Source organism: Pseudomonas sp. KH_017, assembly GCF_057840285.1.
The window spans coordinates 4215430-4234040 of sequence record NZ_CM174509.1; the positions used below are offsets into that span (position 1 = coordinate 4215430).

Genomic DNA, 18611 nt, shown 5'->3' on the forward strand with positions numbered 1-18611 from the left:
GCCTTCACGCCGAACTCGCGCACCATGGTCACCAACAGGTCTGGGCACAATTTGAACCTATCTGGCACCGGCCGTTGCCTCGGGGCGATCTCTCAACGTGACCAACCCGTTCCGCACGCCGGCAACCATCACACCGCCAGGCAGGAAATTGATTGACAGCATCGGGCTGTCCAGCCTCTTTCCACTTCCAATAAATATTTCTGAAGCTAGTTTGCCAGTCTGGAAATCGAGGGCACTGAGATAAAATGCGTCCAGCTTGTCTCCAGCGCCCGATTTCATAGTGTATTGATAAACATAACCATCGGCAGTCGAAAGTTTGGGTGGAACCTTTGACGAAACCGAGTAATTCTCCCAGATCGTGTTGCATCCACTGTATCCAGGCCTGACATCGACTCTCGCAAGCCCGGGTTCGGATGCTGCCGGTTCAAAGAACTTCGACCCATAATTATTTTGAATTACAAGTGACTTTCCGTAACCCACAAATGTATTATCAAGATATCCTCTATCTTCTTTAAACACGGGATGCTCACATACGACCCTGGAGCTGCTTGCCATTGCTGCGCCGTCGGTTTTAAGTACCAGCACCCTCGCAAAGCGATGCGAGTCATCGTTCAAACCGAATGAGATCAACTTACCTTCATCGAACAGCGTCGGAGCGGTCAAATCACCACTTGAGTTGGACTGTCCATATTCATATCGCCAGCGAGTGATAATCTTTCCATCATCATCTATTTCAAAGCGATAAAGTGCCATGGTAGTGAGTACGAACGTCGCATCCGCGTTCAATGCCAGTGCCGTACCTGAAACCTCACCCCCCGGAAGTTTCATACGTTCTATCTTGCCGGTCATTTGGTTGATGTAGCCGACATAGCCATACATCGTGCTAAACCAGAGATTATTTTTCCAGTCAGGATGAACATCTGAAATTGGTTGGCCATCAGGCAAGGCGCTGCTTAGGTCATACTCTTTTTCAAGAGACCATTTGTATTGGTCATTGCTTCCAACAATAGAATATATCTGAACTTTTTGTTCCGGGTTCGCCACGATGGCCCGACCCAGAGCGTCGAGGCCGGTGTACCACCCCATTCCCGGCTCCAGGAAATTCATTTTCTTGCTGGTCGTGGCGACCTGCGCCGCGACCTTGAAATTGTTCTTGGGATCAAAAAGCACCAGCTGGCTCGGATTGCCCAAGCCGACGCACAAGGACGCCAGTTTTTCACTGGGCGTCATGAGCATGGGCGTGCACATCGAAATCTCGTTGCCGAGGCGTGTCGGCACATATGTCGCTATTGGCGCGATCCCGAGAGGCCCCGCATATGGCGTGGTACTGGAATTATACGTATCCCCATGAACCCCGCCGCTCGCGGTTTCATCCATAAGAAATGGATGGTCTGGCATAGGCAGTCTCGGCAGGGGGTGCGGAATCAGCGGGTGGCTTCCAACCAGCGTTGGCACCCTGATTCCGTCTGCCACTTGAAATTCGCGGTTTGCCGATCCATTGGCCAGGTGGCCAATATCGCCTGCCCCCCCGAGGATCTCCCGAAAGGCGGTCAGCGAGAGGGGCAGCTTATCCGCAACCAGGAACTTTATACCAATACAGGCCAGCACCAGCATCGAAGCTGACAGAAGAATATAGATCTTTTTCCTGGACCTGCGCTCATGGATATTTGTTGGCATGATTGGCAAATTCCGGATTAATTGAGAAGCCGCCATTGTCGAGCGCGCGCAAGCATCACTCATCGTCCAATGGGACTATTCCAAGGCCCGCTCGAGTCGCCTTCGTGGAAGTCTTTCCTGGAGACGCTCAAGGAGCACCAGTCGGTAGGCGTGGCGGCTAGGCATCCCCAGTTCGAACCCGCTGTCATCGATCAAATCGTCTTCCATCACGCACGCACCATACACTGTATATACAGACAGTATCGTGATAGGCGATGCAGTTCAATCCGTAGGGGATGGGTGGCAAACCGGACACTTACGACCAAACCAATGCAGCGACGTAGAACGCACGCCGCCTCCACTACATAAGTTGAAATACTGCCTGCTGCACGATCACCTGGTAGACAGCAGCCTGACCCGCGACGCAGATCTGCTACGACCGGAACTCTGCCCGCACACCATCCTCGACCTATTGCAAAATCCGATAGTCGTCGTACTAATAGCCACCTGACATCAAGGCTGGCCCCCCACTCAAGGAGAGGCGGAATGCATAGCGCACTGACGAATATAAAGAATGAACTCACCGGCATTATTGGTCAGTTGCAGGCAAAGATCCCCAGCGATGAGCCGTTTAACATAGGCCACGGCAACTAGTCCTTTCCTGGTTTAGCTAAAACGGACTTGATTGATGACGCCCAGGATCTTATCGACCAGTACGGAAGCGACGACCTCGGTAGCTGTGAACCAACCCTCAACGATTACCATCGACGCCTTCAGTACCTGCAAACACAGACCATCCCGAACATTTGGCCAAGTCCAGCTGCGGCAGTACCTGCCTACACCATTACGCTTAACGGCCTCCGTAGAGCACTTGCTACGCTGAAGCCGCTGGACAATCGGGCGGAAGTGTTAATCGACCTGCGAAACCCGGGTATCAATCTTAAAGCGAGTCATGGCCCGGTTGATCGCAGAAATAAAAACGCCCGCGACTGCGCTGGCGTTTGGGAGGATCTGCAGCAGCTGCTGTTGGGTGATGGTCATACTTTCTCCAGGCGAAAGAAAACCCGCGCGATGGCGGGCTTCTTTTGTGAGTTGGGATTAGCCTAGGGTCTTAGCTGATTTCTGTTAGCTGGCTGGACACTTCCAAGATGATGCCGATTTGCGCTGTCGTGCCGGTGCCATTTGTTGCCGACAACGAAACAACACTGTCAGCCGTAACGGACGCCGAAAGCGTCACACTACCGGCGGATGCTCCAGCGGCAGCATATGGAGCGCTCAGGGCTGCGATCCGAGTTCCGCCAACCTTCGAGATCACAATGTCTTGCTTGAACGAGGCGAATGTACTCGCCGTAATGTTGCGGAAAATGACGGTGGCAGTGATCACCCTGGCTGCGAAGTCGCTCAAGGTCGGGATTGCCACATCGGAGGTATAAATGCCTGCGATGGCCAGGGTGCCACTGTATCGGCCTGGGTACATGTATTGACCGGGAAGGTCGAAATAAACCGAGCTTGGATTTAATGCTCGGCTGACGTGGATTGCTCCCGAGCCTGGGACAGGTGCACTTGAGTTCCCGTATTCAATGAAATTTTCCACGTTGCCGGAGACGGCCACCGATCCATCCATGGTGTTGTTGGTCATGATGATGGAGGCTAGAGCATCCATGGAGATGGCGACCGACTGGTTGGATACATCCTTTGCGCGAAAGATGTTCCCGTCGATACGTGCACTTAGTACGAAATCATCCATGAACAACGAGCGCGCCTGAAGTGTTGGATTCCTGCACACGTTCCCGGAGATAAGCAGATTCGATATTTTTTTTGTTGGTGATACGCCGAATTGGGTACATGTAATTCGGCCGCAAGTGTTTCCGGTGATATTCAGGTTATCGACACCGATGGTTTGAGACGTAACCTTCAGGACGAGTGCAACACTGTTACCCACCACGGATACGTTTGAAGTGTCATCGATCCAAAGATCACCACCGAACGTATTTCCCTCTACTATCGAAAAAGATGCGCCGGAATTCTCAAGTTCGAAAGATGCATAGGTATTGTTTTGCTCGTAATTACCGATGCATTTAACGTTGGTGTTGCGATTGATGTAATTGTAAGAGGCCGCACCGATACCGCCGTAGGAACTGTTGCCGACAGTCACAACATCAGAGCATCCGACATGCTGAAAGTGTGCAGCATTGACGCCACCAGGCGGTGCTGTGGATACGCATCCGCGAACAGTGATCTTCTTGATGCTCCTGTTAGTCGGGTCGGTAGTAGTGGCGTCAAAGGCCCGGGCCCGGAAGTCTGTGCTGTAGTAAAATCCGCTAAAACGGATGTCCTCAATGGTGATGTTTGCGTAGTCAACCGCGTCCTCATAGGCGTAGCAGAGGAAACCTCTGTTGGTAGAAAGGTACGAAGGCGGCGACATCTGTATATTCTTCGCTGTGAAGTTACTGGTCTTGATCCGGACAGAATTGACGATTAGCGTCGCCCCTTCGCCTCGCAGAGTCACCGGGGAAGGGGCGACCAAATTGGTGCAGCGGTAGGTTTCCCCGTACACCAAATCAAGGATTCCGCCAGCCGCTAAAGCTGCCGTAAAGGCCGGAGTCCAGTCCCATGTAGCCGGGTCCGCAGGGGCTGGACGAGACGTCACGAGGTTAGCGAACTCCCAAATGGACCGGGGCTGAGCATCAAGCATCTGATGCACGCTGCTAATTACCTCGCGGAGCGGCGCCCGAACCCAGGCCACGTTCCTATTTCTGGGATCAGCCAGTTCCTGCCGAATCGAGGCGTCCCCCATAGCGAAAAACTTAGCGGAGTCCGCCGCCCAGGTGGTCGTCGTGAATGGCAGGTTCGCGTCGTGTGCCCGGTACAGCTCGCCACCCAAGCGCACAACTTGCGTAGGCCGGGTGATACCAAGACCAGCTGAGTAATCGACTGGGATCTCGAATCCGCTGCTCTCAAGAAAGTTATGAAACTCGACCGCGCGATCAGCTTGGTCCGCGCTGTGCTCCTCCTCCATCCCCTTCCACGATTTACGAGGTATGCCCTTTCGGTCGGGGTAGAACGCGTTCTCCCCATTGACCAAATAATCCAAATTCCGGGCGTTATCGGACAGATCTTTCGGAGAAGTAGAGCCAATCGCGTTTCCGGTGTTGTAGGCCATGGTTATGTTGCTCGCAGAGTACGCCAGCGGCGCCGCGAAAGAGGCGGTGCCGAGGGCGCTGATTTTTAGTAATTGCCGGCGATTAACCATGACGACCAAACCTGGAAACGGAAATGGCCGGCAGTATACCGGTCGTGGAGTCATGAGTTCGTGAAGACCGGGCCGGTCATCAATGGGCGTTTATTCGTCCAAGTGGCGAGGCCACACCTGATTCATCGCCTGGTCGAAGATGCTGGACATGTGGATGTATTCAGGCGCAATCAGCACCCACTCGGCACCCACAACTGGCCGCTGGAACAGCTCGAGCACGGCCGTGAATCGCCAATGACTCACGCCGACCATCGTCGGCCCCGAGTAAATATCCTTGAACCGGGCCTCGTATGTTTCCAACCCGAGCGGCGTTTTCAGGCGGCACTCAAACCACATGGTCCCCTAGATCAGGATCTTGATCGAACCACCCCTCGAACAGCTGCGTCTGCTCGTCGCTGAGCAGCCAGGACACAGAAGCTTCGGTGGGAACGTTGCGGTACAAGCGCCGCTGCACAGCTCGCCCACTCATTTTTTGTGACCGCAGCAGCGGCAGGGGCAATCCCTCCGGATAGGCAATCATGAGCAGTCCTTAATTGGGCGCGAGGCCGTTGTCGTAGTAGTCGTCGCGATACTCGATCGCTGTGAAGCTGCACGTTCCGTCGCTATCGGGGGCGATCTCGCTGAGCATTGCGCTGTAGCCCACTTGCGTGGATGCTGCGAACAGCAAAGCAAGCGCGCCGGCTCGATCGACAGGTCTGTGATCAGGTCAAAGTCCAGGGCGTCGGCTGGGATGCTCATCGTGTAGTCCGACAGCTGAGTCGACGCGATCAGTGGCGTGGCCGAGCCATCGTGCCGCCGAATCAAGATGCGCGGATTTTCCACGTTCCAGTCGAGCGGCTCGGTCACCTCAAGAATGTCTACCGCGCCCACCAACCGCCTCCCGATTCGCGTAGGAATACCCGATCAGCAGCACCGCCTTGAAGCTTGCCGGAAAGTCACCGACTTCAATGAGCTTTGGGTTGTCAGAAAACCAGAGGGCCCACACCAGTGCTGACTCGGCATACAGGGCTATGAGGTCGGCCACCTCTTCGATGCGTGACAAGAGCACGGGAGCAATCGGTACTCTGAGCACACATAAAAAAACCACCCGAAGGTGGCTTTCAATACAAGACAAGCAGCTCAGGCGCTATCAGTACGCCTTGCCCTGCTTGTAGAAATTCTCGAAGCAGAAGTTGGTCGCTTCGATGTAGCCTTCAGCACCGCCGCAGTCGAAACGCTTGCCCTTGAACTTGTAGGCAATCACGCAACCATCCTGCGCCTGTTTCATCAGGGCGTCAGTGATCTGGATCTCGCCACCTTTGCCTGGCTCGGTTTGTTCGATCAGGCTGAAGATGTCCGGCGTCATGATGTAACGACCGATGATCGCCAGGTTCGACGGGGCGTCTTCCGGCTTTGGCTTCTCGACCATGTTGCGCACGCGGTAGATGTCGTCACCAATCAGGTCGCCGGCAATCACACCGTATTTGCTGGTTTCTTGCGGGTCGACTTCCATGATCGCGACGATGGTGCAGCGATACTGCTTGTACAGCTGGACCATTTGGGTCAGCACGCCGTCGCCGTCAAGGTTCACACACAGGTCGTCCGCGAGTACCACGGCGAACGGCTCGTCGCCAATCAGTGGACGGCCGGTGAGGATCGCGTGGCCCAGACCTTTCATTTCGGTTTGACGGGTGTAGGAGAACGAGCACTCGTCGAGCAGCTTGCGGATGCCGACCAGGTATTTCTCCTTGTCGGTGCCCTTGATCTGGTTTTCCAGCTCGTAGCTGATGTCGAAGTGGTCTTCCAGCGCGCGCTTGCCGCGACCGGTGACGATGGAGATTTCGGTCAAGCCGGCATCCAGTGCTTCTTCAACGCCGTACTGGATCAGTGGCTTGTTTACCACCGGCAGCATCTCTTTGGGCATGGCTTTGGTCGCTGGCAGGAAACGAGTGCCGTAACCAGCTGCCGGGAACAAGCATTTTTTGATCATAAGAGTCCTTGATAAATCTGTGCGTCCTAATTTGCGCGCAGTCTAATCAGGCTGCGGGCACGGTTCAATGTTAGAGACGACTAACTAACATCTCCATAGAGAATTATTGCCACCAATAGTTACGACGCACGAATGCCCCGGTTCTTCCGAGCGCCCTGCGTTTTTTAATTTCCGCAGCACGGAGGATTTTCAGTCATGTAACCGACAGATGTCGAAGCCCGCCCAATGGCGGCAGCGACACACCGTAGAGGGTCTAAACAAGATACTGGAGTACGCGGGGACGCCGGTCTGGCTGAGGCGCGCCATTCGACTGGGGTTGCTGAGTCTTCAGCGGCGGGAGGTGGTGCAGGAGTGTATGAAACCGCCGGTCGTCTGCCCGTACCTGATCCACTACTCACCGAAGGCACGCAAGCGGACTCAGCTCGATGCCAAGCTACACTGGAAGGCAGTGACGGCGGACTCTCTGACCAAGTCTTTCGCCCAGGCGCGGGACGATTCGAAAGCCTATGAAGACGTACCGGTCGGCGAGCGCCCGACCTTCCACGAAATCCGAGCACTCGGCGCCTGGCTGTATGAGCAACAGGGTTTCGAGCAGGAATATATTCAGGGTCTGATGGGGCACGCTGACGTGAAGATGACGGAGCACTACCAGGCAGGACACGGTGATGACGCGGTGGTTTACATGAAGGTGAAAGCCGACCTGAAGGTGTAGCGCGGTGGTCGTTTGTCCAAAATATTCCCAAAGTTTGCCCAAACCCCAGGCAACAAAAAAGGGCCCACCTTTCGGTGAGCCCTTCCAGACCGCCCAGCAGAGCGGATTTTGTTTGGTAGGCGCGATTGGACTCGAACCAACGACCCCCACCATGTCAAGGTGGTGCTCTAACCAACTGAGCTACGTGCCTGCTGTGAGGCGGCATTCTACGGAATTCCGGAGGGGTGTCAACACCTTTTTTCGAGCTAACCCTATGAATATGCAAAATATTTAATTTCACCGGTACAAAGAAGATTTTCCGGGTGGCTGGCGGGCGATTTTCAACTCGGGTAGGATCAACGCACTCGTAAAATATATTAAACAGAGGCTGCCGGATGGCTAACACTCCCTACCCCGAGTCCTACTACGCCGCATCGGCCAATGCGGTTCCGTCGCGCCCGGCGTTGCAGGATGACGTGGAGACCGATGTCTGTGTAATTGGCGCCGGTTATACGGGGCTGTCCTCTGCCCTGTTTCTGCTGGAGAACGGCTTCAAGGTCACGGTGCTCGAAGCCGCCGGGGTGGGTTTCGGGGCGTCCGGGCGTAATGGCGGCCAGATCGTTAATAGCTATAGCCGCGATATCGATGTCATCGAGCGTACGGTCGGTCCCAAGCAGGCCCAGTTGCTGGGGCAGATGGCGTTCGAGGGTGGGCGAATCATTCGTGAGCGAGTCGCCAGGTACAACATCCAGTGCGACTTGAAGGACGGTGGCGTGTTCGCCGCGATGACCGCCAAGCAGATGGGGCATCTCGAATCCCAGAAGCGCCTGTGGGAGCGTTTCGGACATACCCAGCTTGAGCTGATGGATCAACGCCGCATTCGCGAAGTAGTGGCTTGTGATCAGTACGTCGGCGGCATGCTCGACATGAGTGGCGGCCACATCCATCCGCTTAACCTGGCACTGGGTGAAGCGGCGGCGGTCGAGTCCCTGGGCGGGACGATTTATGAGCAGTCGCCGGCGGTGCGCATTGTGCGCGGCGCCAACCCTGTTGTGCACACGCCGCAGGGCAAGGTCCGGGCCAAATTCATCATCGTCGCCGGCAACGCTTATCTGGGCAACCTGGTGCCGGAACTGGCCGCCAAGTCGATGCCTTGCGGTACACAGGTGATTACCACCGAGCCATTGGGCGAAGAACTGGCGAAGACCCTGCTGCCCCAGGATTACTGTGTCGAAGACTGCAATTACTTGCTCGACTACTACCGCCTCAGCGGCGACAAGCGCCTGATTTTCGGTGGTGGCGTGGTGTATGGTGCGCGGGATCCGGCGAATATCGAAGCGATCATCCGGCCGAAGATGCTCAAGGCATTCCCGCAACTCAAGGACGTGAAGATCGATTACGCGTGGACGGGCAATTTCCTGCTGACTCTGTCGCGCCTGCCCCAGGTCGGACGGCTGGGCGACAACATCTACTATTCCCAGGGTTGCAGCGGCCATGGCGTGACCTACACGCATTTGGCGGGCAAGGTGCTGGCCGAAGCATTACGCGGCCAGGCCGAGCGTTTTGACGCCTTTGCCGACCTGCCCCACTACCCGTTCCCGGGCGGACAAATGCTGCGCACGCCGTTCGCGGCATTGGGTGCGTGGTATTACGGATTGCGGGACAGGTTCGGGTACTAAGCGACACGCTCCCACAGGTTTTTTTTGGGGGGGGGTTAGAGACGATCTCGGGGGATACCGCTGCGAATCCGCAGGATGTCCGCCAGCACCGCCAGCGCGATCTCTGCTGGCGTCTTGCTGCCCAGGTTCAGCCCGATGGGCGCATGAATCCGCCCCAACTCGACCTCCCCCAAGCCACCAATACGCCGCAAGCGCTCGAAGCGCTTTTGCGAGGTCTGCATGGAGCCCATCACACCGATGTAAAACGCCTCGGTGCGAACCGCCTCCATCATCGCCAGGTCATCGATACGCGGATCGTGGGTCAACGCCACCACCGCCGTGTCGCTGTGACAGCCTCCATCGGCGATGAACACCGACGGCAGCTGGCGCCGAATCTCCACGTTTTCCAGCACGACGCCTTCCAGCACTTCGTCCCGCGGGTCACACAGAATCACCTCGAAGCCAAGCCCCACGGCAAACTCCGCACAGGCCTGGGCGACACTGGAATACCCCGCCAGCAGCAAGCGCTGGGCCGCGCCGACGCGCACGCGCACCCGGTCGATTTCACGCTCGATACGCACACCCTGCTCACGATCATCGAACAGACTGCGCGCACCGCTTTGCAGGTCGACTTCGCGGATCAACCGACGCCGGCCCAGCAGCGCCGACTCCAGTTCCCGCAGATGCGCTTGCACCTCGCAATCGGCGTCAAGCTTCTCGACCAGCACATCCAGCACCCCGCCACAGGGCAGGCTGACGCGCGAGCGTGGATCGTCGCCTTCGCCGTAACGAACAACGCTGACCGGCTCCAGAAACGCGCCCTCGGCGACTCGCTCGAGAAAGTCTTCCTCGACACAGCCACCGGACAACGAGCCAATCCAGTGCCCCTGCGTGTTCACCGCCAGCAGCGAACCCGGTGCGCGCGGTGCCGAACCATAAGTGGCCAACACTGTACACAACCAGATGCGCTGACCGGCCGCCGACCACTCCAGCGCCCGGCGTATCACTTGCAGATCCAGATGCTGCATATCAGTGGGCCTTGTGCTCGAGCGGCGGCGCATCGGCCCGCAACTTCTGCACGTCGTTTACAGCCAGATCATTCGGCTGACCGCCCCAACCCTGACGCAGGTAGTTCAGTAGATCCGTGAGTTGCGCGTCGCTCAACTTGTCGACAAATCCCGGCATCGGTTGCATGTGTTCGAACCCGGAGAACTTCTGCTCACCAATACCGTCGTCGATCACCCGTACCAGGTTGCGCGGATCTTCCAGGCGTAGCGTGGTGTTACCGCGCATGGCCACGGCGATGTGCGGCTTGCCCTCACCGCCCGGCGCATGGCAACCGGCGCAGACATTCAAATATTCCTGACGGCCACGCTGGGCGCTCGGGCTCAGCTTGTCCAAAGGCACTTCGGTGAGCACTTTCGCCGCTGGCGGCTGATCGCCGAGCAGGAAAGTCGCCATCGCCGCCAGATCCGGATCGCTGAGGCCCTGGGTGCTGTTGTGGAACACCGGGAACATCTCGTTGAACATCGTGCCCTGGGCGCTCATGCCGTGCTTGAGGAACGAACTCAGGTCCTGATGATTCCAGCCACGGGCCGCCAGGTCAGTGGCCAACAGGCTCGGCGCCAGATAGCCATTGAGAATGCCACCGGTCATGCGCTTGTCCATCTGCATCGCACCGGGCAGGCCGCGTGGGGTGTGGCATTCGCCACAGTGCCCCAGCACGTCGACCATGTACTGGCCGCGCTTCCAGGCTTCGCTTTTGCCTTCAACCGGCTCCAGCTTCACGTCCTTGCCGTACATCATGTTCCAGCCCATCAGGCCCAGGCGCACGTTGAACGGGAAGCTCAGGCTGGTGACCGGCGCTGCACGCTCGATCGGCTCGACGGTTTTCAGGTAGGCATGAATCGCGTCGGAATCCGCACGCGGTATCAGGTGGTACGAGGTGTAGGGCATCGCCGGATACAGGTTCGCCCCGTCGCGGCGCTTGCCTTCGGTCAGCGCGGCGAAGAACTCGTCATCGCTGTACTTGCCGATGCCGTGCTCTTTGCTCGGGGTGATGTTGGTACCGTAGATCGTGCCGAACGGCGACACGATCGGCAGGCCGCCCGCATAGGGCGCGCCACCCGGTGCGGTGTGGCACGCCATGCAATCGGCGGCGCGGGCGAGGTACTCGCCTTGCTTGACCTGCGCATCATCCGCGTGAGCCGCCACCACAGGCGCAGCCAGACCAACCGCCAACGCCAGGCGGCTAAGTAGAAGCTTCATGCTTAACCCTCCTTGACCAGGCCGAGATCGGTCAGCACGTTGCGGGTGGCGCTGTAGTAGCGCACGTACCCGGTGCAACGGCAGATGTGATGACCGAGGCTGTCCTCGATGACTTTTTCCAGCTGGCTTTTGACGATTGGCTGGCGCTGCAGCTTCTCCACCAACACCGTCGCGGCATTGACGAAGCCCGGCGCGCAGTAGCTGCACTGGAAGGCGAATTCGTCGACGAAGCGCTGCTGGATCGGGTTCAGCTCGGTGACCTTGCCCTGCTCGTCGCGGGTCGCATGGCCTTCGATGGTCCGCACCTTCTTGCCTTCGAAATAGTGTGCGCCGGTGATGCAGGTGCGCACTTCTTCGCTGGTGCCGTCGGGGTTGTCGACGATCACCACACAGGCGTGGCAGATGCCCTGGCCGCAGCCCAGGCGCGAACCGGTGAGGTTCTTGTATTCATGCAAGTAGTCGATCATCGGCAGGTCATCAGGGATGTCCACCGGGCCGACGGATTGACCGTTGAGGGTCAGTTGAAGCGGACGGTTAGCCATTGAGGGCCTCCTTGATGCGTGCAGAAGTGATAGGCAGGTCGCGGACACGTTTACCGATGGCATGGGCCACGGCGTTACCGATGGCACCGACCACCGGGATCATCACCACCTCGGCGATGCCCTTGGACGGGTCGCTCGGCGACAATGGCGGCAGGATGTCCGCCGTCTGTTTCCACACCGCAACGTGCCGCGCCATTGGCAGGCGGTAACGGTTGAAGTTCCAGTCCCCCTCCCCCGGCCCGCCTTCGTACAGCGGCATCTCTTCCATCAGCGCATGGCCGATGCCCATGGCGATCCCGCCTTCGAGCTGGCCCCTGACCAGTTCTTCCACCAGCACCCGACCGCACTCGACCCACGAGTGATGGTTAAGTACCGACACTTCGTTCGAACCCTTGTTGACCTTCACTTCCACCAGCGTCGCGACCGGGCTGTAGTAAGTCACCGCCGCGTTGTTCAGCTGGGTCGCCGGGTAGGCGATGCCCTGCCGATCCAGCAGATGGAAACCGGCGCTGTTCATCTGCGCCTTCTTCGCCTTCGGTGCACCGTCGCCGTACTTCACGGCCAGGCCGTCGAGCGGCAAGCGCTCACGCACGCCGTCGATGCTGAACTCGGCCTCGGCCCAGCTCCAGCGGTTGAAACCATGCACGGTGGCGCCGCTTACCAGGCCACGTTCGTGAACGCGCTTGGCGAGCATGGCGAATGGCAGTGGCTCCATCCCGTTGGCCGTGAGCTTGCCGTCGACCCAATGGGCGTCTTCGCGGCGCACCACGTAAGGGTTGGCCTGACCGCCGTAAGGGCCTTGTCGCCAGATCTCCAGCGCCGCCGGCCACAGGCCGTGGTTGAACAGCACGCGCGCCGCTTCACGGGTGGCGTGGCTGAAGTAGTACGCCGAGTTGGTTGCCGACGAAGCCGAGGCAACCTTGCCGACCCAGCGCGGATTGCGCAGGAAGTTGTCCTGCTCGGCCTGGCTCATGATGTACGGGTTGCCGCCACTGATCAGCTGCAACTCTTTCCATTCGGTTTCGCCGGTCTTCACTTCGTGCGCCGCAATACCGAGGAAATCGGCCACGACCATGGCTTGCGAGGTGGACATACCGGTGCCGATTTCGATACCGATGTGGCGCAGGCTGATGCGACCTTCGGCAGTGAATTCAATGCTGGCCATCGGCGCTTCGGAACCGGTGCCGAAGTCTTTCTGGCAGATGGCGAAACCCACCCCGTACCAGTTGTCCGGATCGGCGGCTTCGCGTTGTTTCTTGATCGCGTCGCGGTTTTTCCAAGTGTCGTGGACGGCCGCCTTGTCGAGAATCTCGTGCAGGCGCAAGGCACCGGCCGGGATCGCGCCCTGGGTGTTTTTCATGCCCGAGCGCAGTGCGTTCTTGCGGCGCAGTTCGATGGCATCGACACCGAGGCGACCGGCGATTTCGTCGACCATCATCTCGGTCGCCGCCATGCTTTGCAGGGTGCCGTAGCCGCGCATCGACCCGGCTTCAACGGCGCGGGAGTGATAGGCCGTGACCTGCAGATCGTTCTGCGGCATGTAGTAGATCGACTGTGCGGCCGTAGCGCCCACCGCCGCCACCGACGGGCTGTAGTTGATTCGTCCGCCACCGTCGACACTCATCTCGGAGCGGAAAATCTTGAAGCTGTGGTCGGTCTTGTCCACCGCCAATTGGTAGCGAATGTCGAACGGGTGACGCTTGATGCCGCTCTGGAACTGCTCGTAGCGGTCGTTGGCCAGGCGCACCGGCACACCGGCGCCGTACAACGCCGCGAGGGCTGCGTAGTAGACGAATATGTTGTGGTCCTTGGAGCCATAACCGACGGTGTAACCCGGGTGCATGTTCAGGTTGGCCAGGCCGAAACGCGACGGCGCGATCATCTTCGCGGTCTCGGTCGCGGTTTCCAGCGGACACTGGGTGGCGACGACGAAATGCAGGGTCTTGGTGGCCGGGTCGTACCAGCCGTTGCCGTTGTCCGGCTCCAGGGCGGCAGGCTCGATCGACGGGGTCTTGTAGCGCTCGTCGAACACCAGCCAGTTGTCCGGCGGCGTATCGATCTGCTGCTTCATGCGCTCGGCGTAGAACAGCCCGCGCTCGGTCAGGTTGCCGTGCAGGTTCGGCTGGGAGTTCCACACCGGACGACGGTTTTTCAGCATCGGGAACAGGATCGAATCCTTGAGGCTGGCGAACTCGTCTTCGTCCGCCGAGGTCGCGCCGCCAACGCGCACGTAGCGGAAGCTGCCGTAAGGATCGCCTTCATAGAACGGCGCTTTATCGCCGTAGCGGATTGCCTTGTCATTGAACTTGAGTTGGTTCTTGGCCTGACGGAAGCGCTCGAAATCGTTCCAGATCAGGATCGCCACCGGGTGCCCGATGAACATCGGCACCTTGCCGGCCGGCAACAGCGGATCCGGGGCGTGCTCCTCAGGGAACACGATACCGTCCTTGACCAGGTCTTCGGCGGTGACGATGCGGTCCGGCTGCAACTCGGCACCGAGCCACGACAGGTCGATGCCAGCAAAGATGTGGTCGGCCTTGATGGTTTTCAGCAACATGGCGTGGCCTTGCTGCTGCGGCCAGCCCGGCATGTCCTTGGCGCGGATGTCGCGTGCAAAGACCTTGCTGCCGCAGACCTTGGACAAGGCATCGTTACGGGCGCGCGCCTTGCCATTGTTGCCGAGCCACTGCTCGGACGGCACGGTCACGCTGTTCTCCATCAAGGCGGCCAGCGCCTGGCTGCTCAATGGCGTGAGCGTCACGCTCACACCCGCTACCAGCCCGCCCTGAAGGAACGAGCGCCGGGATATATCACGGTTGGACATGGATCATCCTCTGGGCGGTTATGGGGTCCGCCCTTCTGGTTATGTTCTGGAAATCTCGAGTCTTGCAGAAGCCCTTTTCGACGATGCAAAGGGCTGTTGTTGACAGTGCAAAGCTGACCGAAAGGTTAAGTTTATAGGCTTATGCCTTCGCGGAAAACCAAAAACTGACCAAGGAATCAAAAAACCGCGACTTTTCGACGCAGCAGATCGATGAACAACCCCAACTCCCGGCTGATGTGCTCGCCCTTGCGCAACAACAATCCGAAGGGCGCCATCTGCACATCCAGTTCCACCGGCAGCGCCACTACCAAGCCCATTTTAAGATAGTCGCGCAATGCGGTTTCCGACAGCACCATGATCGCGTCGGTCAGCTGAATCAGTTGCTGCATGGAGTACACCGAACTGCATTCGATGATGTCTGCCGGCAACGGCAACGCCAGGCGCTGCAACGCCTGATCCAGACCGATGCGCGCCGGACTGGTTTCCGGTTGCAGGATCCACGGCCAACCGCTGACCAGCTCCGCCATTTCCAGTTTTTTGCGCCGGGCCAGCGGGTGGCCGGCGTGCACCACCACCAGCAAGCGTTCGTTACCCAATTGCTCGAAGACGTAATGTTCACTGTCGGTGGCAGCATTGCGCCGGGCGATGGCAAGGTCGATGCGGCCCTGCTCCAGCAACTGGATCACCTGGTCGCTGGTGTCGCCCATGATGCGAATCCGCAACTGCGGATTGAGCGACTTGATTTCGGCAATCGAATCCATGACCAGACCCGGCGCCGCGCCCATGATGGTACCGATCGACAGATAGCCGTAGCCGCCCTGTTGCCGCGCCATCAGGTCCTCGGCACAACGGTCGAGACCGCTGAGGGCCGACTCGGCAAAGCGGATCAGTTCCTGGCCCAGCGCTGTCGGGCGCATCCCCCGCGGCAGGCGCTCGAACAGATCGCAGCCGAACATGTCTTCAATCTCATGGAGCATGCGGGTTGCCGCCGGTTGCGACATGTTCAGGCTTTGCGAAGCGCGGTGCAGGTTCTGGCTGCTGCTGAGCGTCACCAGCATGTGCAGATGCTTGTAGCGCAGGCGATTGAGCAGACTGCGGGAGATGGTCGGCGTGGTCATGGCGGGCCTTTTTTATCGATACCTTGAGGGTATCAGTTGTGAGCTAGATTCGATTTGTAACGCATCGATCAGCGGCCGTACAGTCTTCCCCATAAGAACAAATGCCCTACCAAAGGAAAACTGCGATGAAGACTCTACCCGCGCCTCTGCTCGCCAAAATTTCCTGGCGGCTACTCCCGTTTCTCCTGCTGATGTACATCATGGCCTTCCTCGACCGCGCCAACGTCGGGTTTGCCAAACAAGCCTTCCAGGCCGACACCAACATCAGCGATGCCGCCTTCGCCTTCGGCGCCGGCGTTTTTTTCGCCGGTTACGCACTGCTCGAAGTGCCAAGCAACCTGATCCTGCACCGCGTCGGCGCCCGCCTGTGGATGTGCCGGATCATGGTCACCTGGGGCCTGGTCTCCGCCGCCATGGTCTTCGCCCACACCGAAACCAGCTTCTACGTCCTGCGCTTCCTGCTGGGCGTGGCCGAAGCCGGCTTCTTCCCCGGGGTGATCCTCTACCTCACCTACTGGTTTCCCAGCGCCGTGCGCGGCAAGGCCATGGGTTTCTTCTATTTCGGTGCGCCGCTGGCGTTCATCTTCGGCAGTCCACTGTCCGGCCTGCTGCTGGAGCTGGACGGCTTTGCCGGTTTCCACGGCTGGCAGTGGCTGTTTGCCGTTGAAGGCCTGATGGCCACGGCGGTGGGCATCTGGGCCTACTGGTACCTGGACAACCGTCCGGCCGACGCCAAGTGGCTGACCGTCGAGGAACGCCAGCAAGTGCAGAGCCTGCTCGATCAGGAAGACAGCCATAAGCAGAACCACGGCCGCAGCCTGCTCAACGTGATCTGCCAACCCTCGGTGCTGCACCTGTGCCTGATCTACCTGTTGATCCAGGCCAGCGTCTACGGCGTGGTGTTTTATCTGCCGAGCCAGGTTGGCGGACTGCTGGGCACCAAGGTCGGGCTGATGGTCGGCCTGGTGACGGCAATCCCGTGGATCTGCGCATTGGTCGCCGCCTACCTGATTCCCGGCTACAGCGACCGCACTGGCGAACGCCGCCGCACCGCGTGCCTGACCTTGTTGATGGCCGCCGCCGGGATCGCCTGCTCGGTGACCTTCAGCAACCCGCTGCTGGGGATCATCGCCCTGTGCTTTGCCGCCTCCGGCTTCATCGCCGTGCAACCGGTGTTCTGGACCTTTCCCTCCAGCTACCTCGCCGGCAGCGCCGCCGCGGCCGGGATCGCCCTGATCAACTCGTTCGGCGCCCTCGGTGGCTTCATCGCCCCGGTGCTGAAGAACTGGGCCGAAGGCGCCTTCCATTCACCGGCAGCAGGCTTGTACGTGCTGGCCGCTACCACCGTCATCGCCGCGTTGCTGGTGCTGGGCATACGCGCGCCCGGCCATAAAGCCTCGAACAAACCGGCCACCGTTTAAACCTGAGGAGTCACACCATGGGCATTCCAACCATCAAACACGTCCGCGCTTTCACTCTGCGAGGCGGCGGCGCCGATTATCACGACCAGGCCGACGGCCACTGGATCGACGACCACATTGCCACGCCAATGAGCAAATACCCCGAGTACCGCCAGAGCCGCCGCACCTTCGGCATCAACGTACTCGGCACCCTGGTGGTGGAAATCGAAGCCAGCGACGGCACCGTCGGTTTTGCCGTGACCACTGGCGGCGAGCCTGCCGCCTACATCGTCGAGAAGCACCTGGCCCGATTCCTCGAAGGCGCCCGGGTCACCGACATCGAAAAAATCTGGGACCAGATGTACCAGTCGACCCTGTATTACGGGCGCAAGGGCATCGTCATCAACACGATTTCCGGCGTCGACCTGGCGCTGTGGGACTTGCTCGGCAAGATCCGCCAGGAGCCCGTACATCAGCTCCTCGGCGGTGCGGTGCGCGACGAATTGCAGTTCTACGCCACCGGCGCCCGCCCGGACCTGGCACAGAAAATGGGCTTCATCGGCGGCAAGATGCCGCTGCACCACAGCCCGGCCGAAGGCGAGGAAGGCCTGCGCAAAAACCTCGAAGAACTGGCGACCATGCGCGAACGCGTCGGCCCGGACTTCTGGCTGATGCTCGATTGCTGGATGAGCCTGGACCTCAACTACGCCACCAAACTGGCGGTTGGCGCCCACGCATACGGCTTGAAATGGATCGAAGAAGCCCTGCCGCCGGACGACTACTGGGGCTACGCAGCCCTGCGCAACAACGTGCCCAAGGGCATGCTGGTGACCACCGGCGAACACGAAGCCACGCGCTGGGGCTTCCGCATGCTGCTGGAGATGGGTTGCTGCGACATCATCCAGCCGGATGTCGGCTGGTGCGGCGGGATCACTGAACTGGTGAAGATCTCGGCCCTGGCCGATGCCCACAACGCGCTGGTGATTCCTCACGGTTCGTCGGTGTACAGCTACCACTTCGTCGCCACCCGGCATAACAGCCCGTTCGCCGAGTTCCTGATGATGGCGCCGAAGGCCGACGAAGTGGTGCCGATGTTCCATCCGCAATTGCTCGGTGAACCGGTGCCGGTCAATGGCCGCATGCGCCTGTCCGCGCTCGACCAGCCAGGTTTCGGCGTGACCCTCAACCCCGAATGCCAACTGCATCGGCCGTATAACCGCTGAGAAAGGAGT

The 18611-nt window shown here is 59.1% G+C and carries 14 protein-coding genes, 1 tRNA gene and 2 pseudogenes; 5 read left to right on the forward strand and 12 right to left on the reverse strand.

Translation table 11 applies throughout. From position 1 onward, the window contains the following. Positions 1 to 57 precede the first annotated feature (57 nt). Positions 58 to 1677 carry a hypothetical protein gene (locus AC3IT6_RS19190; RefSeq protein ID WP_489352006.1) on the reverse strand — a complete coding sequence of 540 codons (1620 nt, stop codon included), beginning with the start codon at positions 1675 to 1677 and terminating at the stop codon, positions 58 to 60. Between the two features lie 352 nt (positions 1678 to 2029). Between AC3IT6_RS19190 and AC3IT6_RS19195 the strand changes: the two are divergent. After that, positions 2030 to 2128 (forward strand): annotated as a pseudogene (locus tag AC3IT6_RS19195) (histone deacetylase); the annotation flags it as partial. Positions 2129 to 2580: 452 nt separating this feature from the next. On the opposite strand, the pseudogene AC3IT6_RS19200 reads toward AC3IT6_RS19195, so the two are convergent. The 5 genes and pseudogenes from AC3IT6_RS19200 to galU all read right to left on the reverse strand — a co-directional run. Continuing rightward, positions 2581 to 2697, reverse strand: a pseudogene (locus AC3IT6_RS19200) (glycoside hydrolase family 19 protein); the annotation flags it as partial. A 70-nt stretch (positions 2698 to 2767) separates the two neighbouring features. After that, entirely contained in the window at positions 2768 to 4909 is a 2142-nt protein-coding gene (locus AC3IT6_RS19205; RefSeq protein WP_489352008.1) for a hypothetical protein, read from the reverse strand. A gap of 90 nt (positions 4910 to 4999) precedes the next feature. Next, the gene (locus tag AC3IT6_RS19210; protein WP_489352010.1) at positions 5000 to 5245 is read right to left on the reverse strand and encodes a hypothetical protein; all 246 of its coding nucleotides are present in this window, start codon (positions 5243 to 5245) and stop codon (positions 5000 to 5002) included. Then, a complete protein-coding gene (locus AC3IT6_RS19215; protein WP_489352012.1) occupies positions 5235 to 5429 on the reverse strand; it encodes a hypothetical protein in 195 nt (64 codons plus the stop codon). The genes AC3IT6_RS19210 and AC3IT6_RS19215 overlap by 11 nt, the downstream gene beginning before the upstream one ends. 609 nt (positions 5430 to 6038) lie before the next feature. After that, on the reverse strand, positions 6039 to 6878 hold the full coding sequence (gene galU, locus AC3IT6_RS19220) for a UTP--glucose-1-phosphate uridylyltransferase GalU (protein WP_489352014.1): 840 nt from the start codon (positions 6876 to 6878) through the stop codon (positions 6039 to 6041). A gap of 355 nt (positions 6879 to 7233) precedes the next feature. On the opposite strand from galU, the gene AC3IT6_RS19225 reads away from it, so the two are divergent. Further along, positions 7234 to 7590, forward strand: coding sequence for a tyrosine-type recombinase/integrase (locus AC3IT6_RS19225; RefSeq protein WP_489352016.1), 357 nt, complete (start codon positions 7234 to 7236; stop codon positions 7588 to 7590). A 113-nt stretch (positions 7591 to 7703) separates the two neighbouring features. Here the strand turns inward: AC3IT6_RS19225 and AC3IT6_RS19230 are convergent. Then, positions 7704 to 7780: transfer RNA gene (locus AC3IT6_RS19230), tRNA-Val, on the reverse strand. Positions 7781 to 7964: 184 nt separating this feature from the next. Between AC3IT6_RS19230 and AC3IT6_RS19235 the strand changes: the two genes are divergently transcribed. Next, entirely contained in the window at positions 7965 to 9248 is a 1284-nt protein-coding gene (locus AC3IT6_RS19235) for an NAD(P)/FAD-dependent oxidoreductase (RefSeq protein WP_489352018.1), read from the forward strand. A gap of 35 nt (positions 9249 to 9283) precedes the next feature. On the opposite strand, the gene AC3IT6_RS19240 is transcribed toward AC3IT6_RS19235, so the two are convergent. The 5 genes from AC3IT6_RS19240 to AC3IT6_RS19260 form a co-directional block, all read right to left on the reverse strand. Continuing rightward, positions 9284 to 10255 (reverse strand): XdhC family protein, encoded by a 972-nt coding sequence (locus AC3IT6_RS19240; protein ID WP_489352020.1) that lies wholly within the window; start codon positions 10253 to 10255, stop codon positions 9284 to 9286. Position 10256: 1 nt separating this feature from the next. Next, positions 10257 to 11495, reverse strand: coding sequence for a c-type cytochrome (locus AC3IT6_RS19245; protein WP_489352022.1), 1239 nt, complete (start codon positions 11493 to 11495; stop codon positions 10257 to 10259). 2 nt (positions 11496 to 11497) lie between these two features. Further along, on the reverse strand, positions 11498 to 12037 hold the full coding sequence (locus AC3IT6_RS19250; RefSeq protein WP_007982256.1) for a (2Fe-2S)-binding protein: 540 nt from the start codon (positions 12035 to 12037) through the stop codon (positions 11498 to 11500). Further along, on the reverse strand, positions 12030 to 14861 hold the full coding sequence (locus AC3IT6_RS19255; RefSeq protein WP_489352024.1) for a xanthine dehydrogenase family protein molybdopterin-binding subunit: 2832 nt from the start codon (positions 14859 to 14861) through the stop codon (positions 12030 to 12032). The genes AC3IT6_RS19250 and AC3IT6_RS19255 overlap by 8 nt, the downstream gene beginning before the upstream one ends. Positions 14862 to 15037: 176 nt before the next feature. Further along, positions 15038 to 15979: a LysR family transcriptional regulator gene (locus tag AC3IT6_RS19260; RefSeq protein WP_489352026.1), complete on the reverse strand. Its 942-nt coding sequence runs from the start codon at positions 15977 to 15979 to the stop codon at positions 15038 to 15040. A gap of 125 nt (positions 15980 to 16104) precedes the next feature. On the opposite strand from AC3IT6_RS19260, the gene AC3IT6_RS19265 reads away from it, so the two are divergent. Continuing rightward, positions 16105 to 17400: an MFS transporter gene (locus AC3IT6_RS19265; protein ID WP_489352028.1), complete on the forward strand. Its 1296-nt coding sequence runs from the start codon at positions 16105 to 16107 to the stop codon at positions 17398 to 17400. Positions 17401 to 17417: 17 nt separating this feature from the next. After that, positions 17418 to 18602, forward strand: a complete 1185-nt coding sequence (gene rhmD / locus AC3IT6_RS19270; RefSeq protein ID WP_489352030.1) for an L-rhamnonate dehydratase — start codon at positions 17418 to 17420, stop codon at positions 18600 to 18602. The last annotated feature ends 9 nt before the right edge of the window (positions 18603 to 18611 follow it).

Bases quoted from the DNA above. Each gene is read 5' to 3' on its own strand.
- AC3IT6_RS19190 (WP_489352006.1), bottom strand. From the start codon at position 1,677: ATGCCAACAAATATCCATGAGCGCAGGTCCAGGAAAAAGATCTATATT.
- galU (WP_489352014.1), bottom strand. From the start codon at position 6,878: ATGATCAAAAAATGCTTGTTCCCGGCAGCTGGTTACGGCACTCGTTTC.
- AC3IT6_RS19215 (WP_489352012.1), bottom strand. From the start codon at position 5,429: ATGATTGCCTATCCGGAGGGATTGCCCCTGCCGCTGCTGCGGTCACAA.
- AC3IT6_RS19210 (WP_489352010.1), bottom strand. From the start codon at position 5,245: ATGTGGTTTGAGTGCCGCCTGAAAACGCCGCTCGGGTTGGAAACATAC.
- AC3IT6_RS19265 (WP_489352028.1), top strand. From the start codon at position 16,105: ATGAAGACTCTACCCGCGCCTCTGCTCGCCAAAATTTCCTGGCGGCTA.
- AC3IT6_RS19205 (WP_489352008.1), bottom strand. From the start codon at position 4,909: ATGGTTAATCGCCGGCAATTACTAAAAATCAGCGCCCTCGGCACCGCC.
- AC3IT6_RS19225 (WP_489352016.1), top strand. From the start codon at position 7,234: ATGAAACCGCCGGTCGTCTGCCCGTACCTGATCCACTACTCACCGAAG.
- AC3IT6_RS19245 (WP_489352022.1), bottom strand. From the start codon at position 11,495: ATGAAGCTTCTACTTAGCCGCCTGGCGTTGGCGGTTGGTCTGGCTGCG.
- AC3IT6_RS19250 (WP_007982256.1), bottom strand. From the start codon at position 12,037: ATGGCTAACCGTCCGCTTCAACTGACCCTCAACGGTCAATCCGTCGGC.
- AC3IT6_RS19260 (WP_489352026.1), bottom strand. From the start codon at position 15,979: ATGACCACGCCGACCATCTCCCGCAGTCTGCTCAATCGCCTGCGCTAC.
- rhmD (WP_489352030.1), top strand. From the start codon at position 17,418: ATGGGCATTCCAACCATCAAACACGTCCGCGCTTTCACTCTGCGAGGC.
- AC3IT6_RS19235 (WP_489352018.1), top strand. From the start codon at position 7,965: ATGGCTAACACTCCCTACCCCGAGTCCTACTACGCCGCATCGGCCAAT.
- AC3IT6_RS19255 (WP_489352024.1), bottom strand. From the start codon at position 14,861: ATGTCCAACCGTGATATATCCCGGCGCTCGTTCCTTCAGGGCGGGCTG.
- AC3IT6_RS19240 (WP_489352020.1), bottom strand. From the start codon at position 10,255: ATGCAGCATCTGGATCTGCAAGTGATACGCCGGGCGCTGGAGTGGTCG.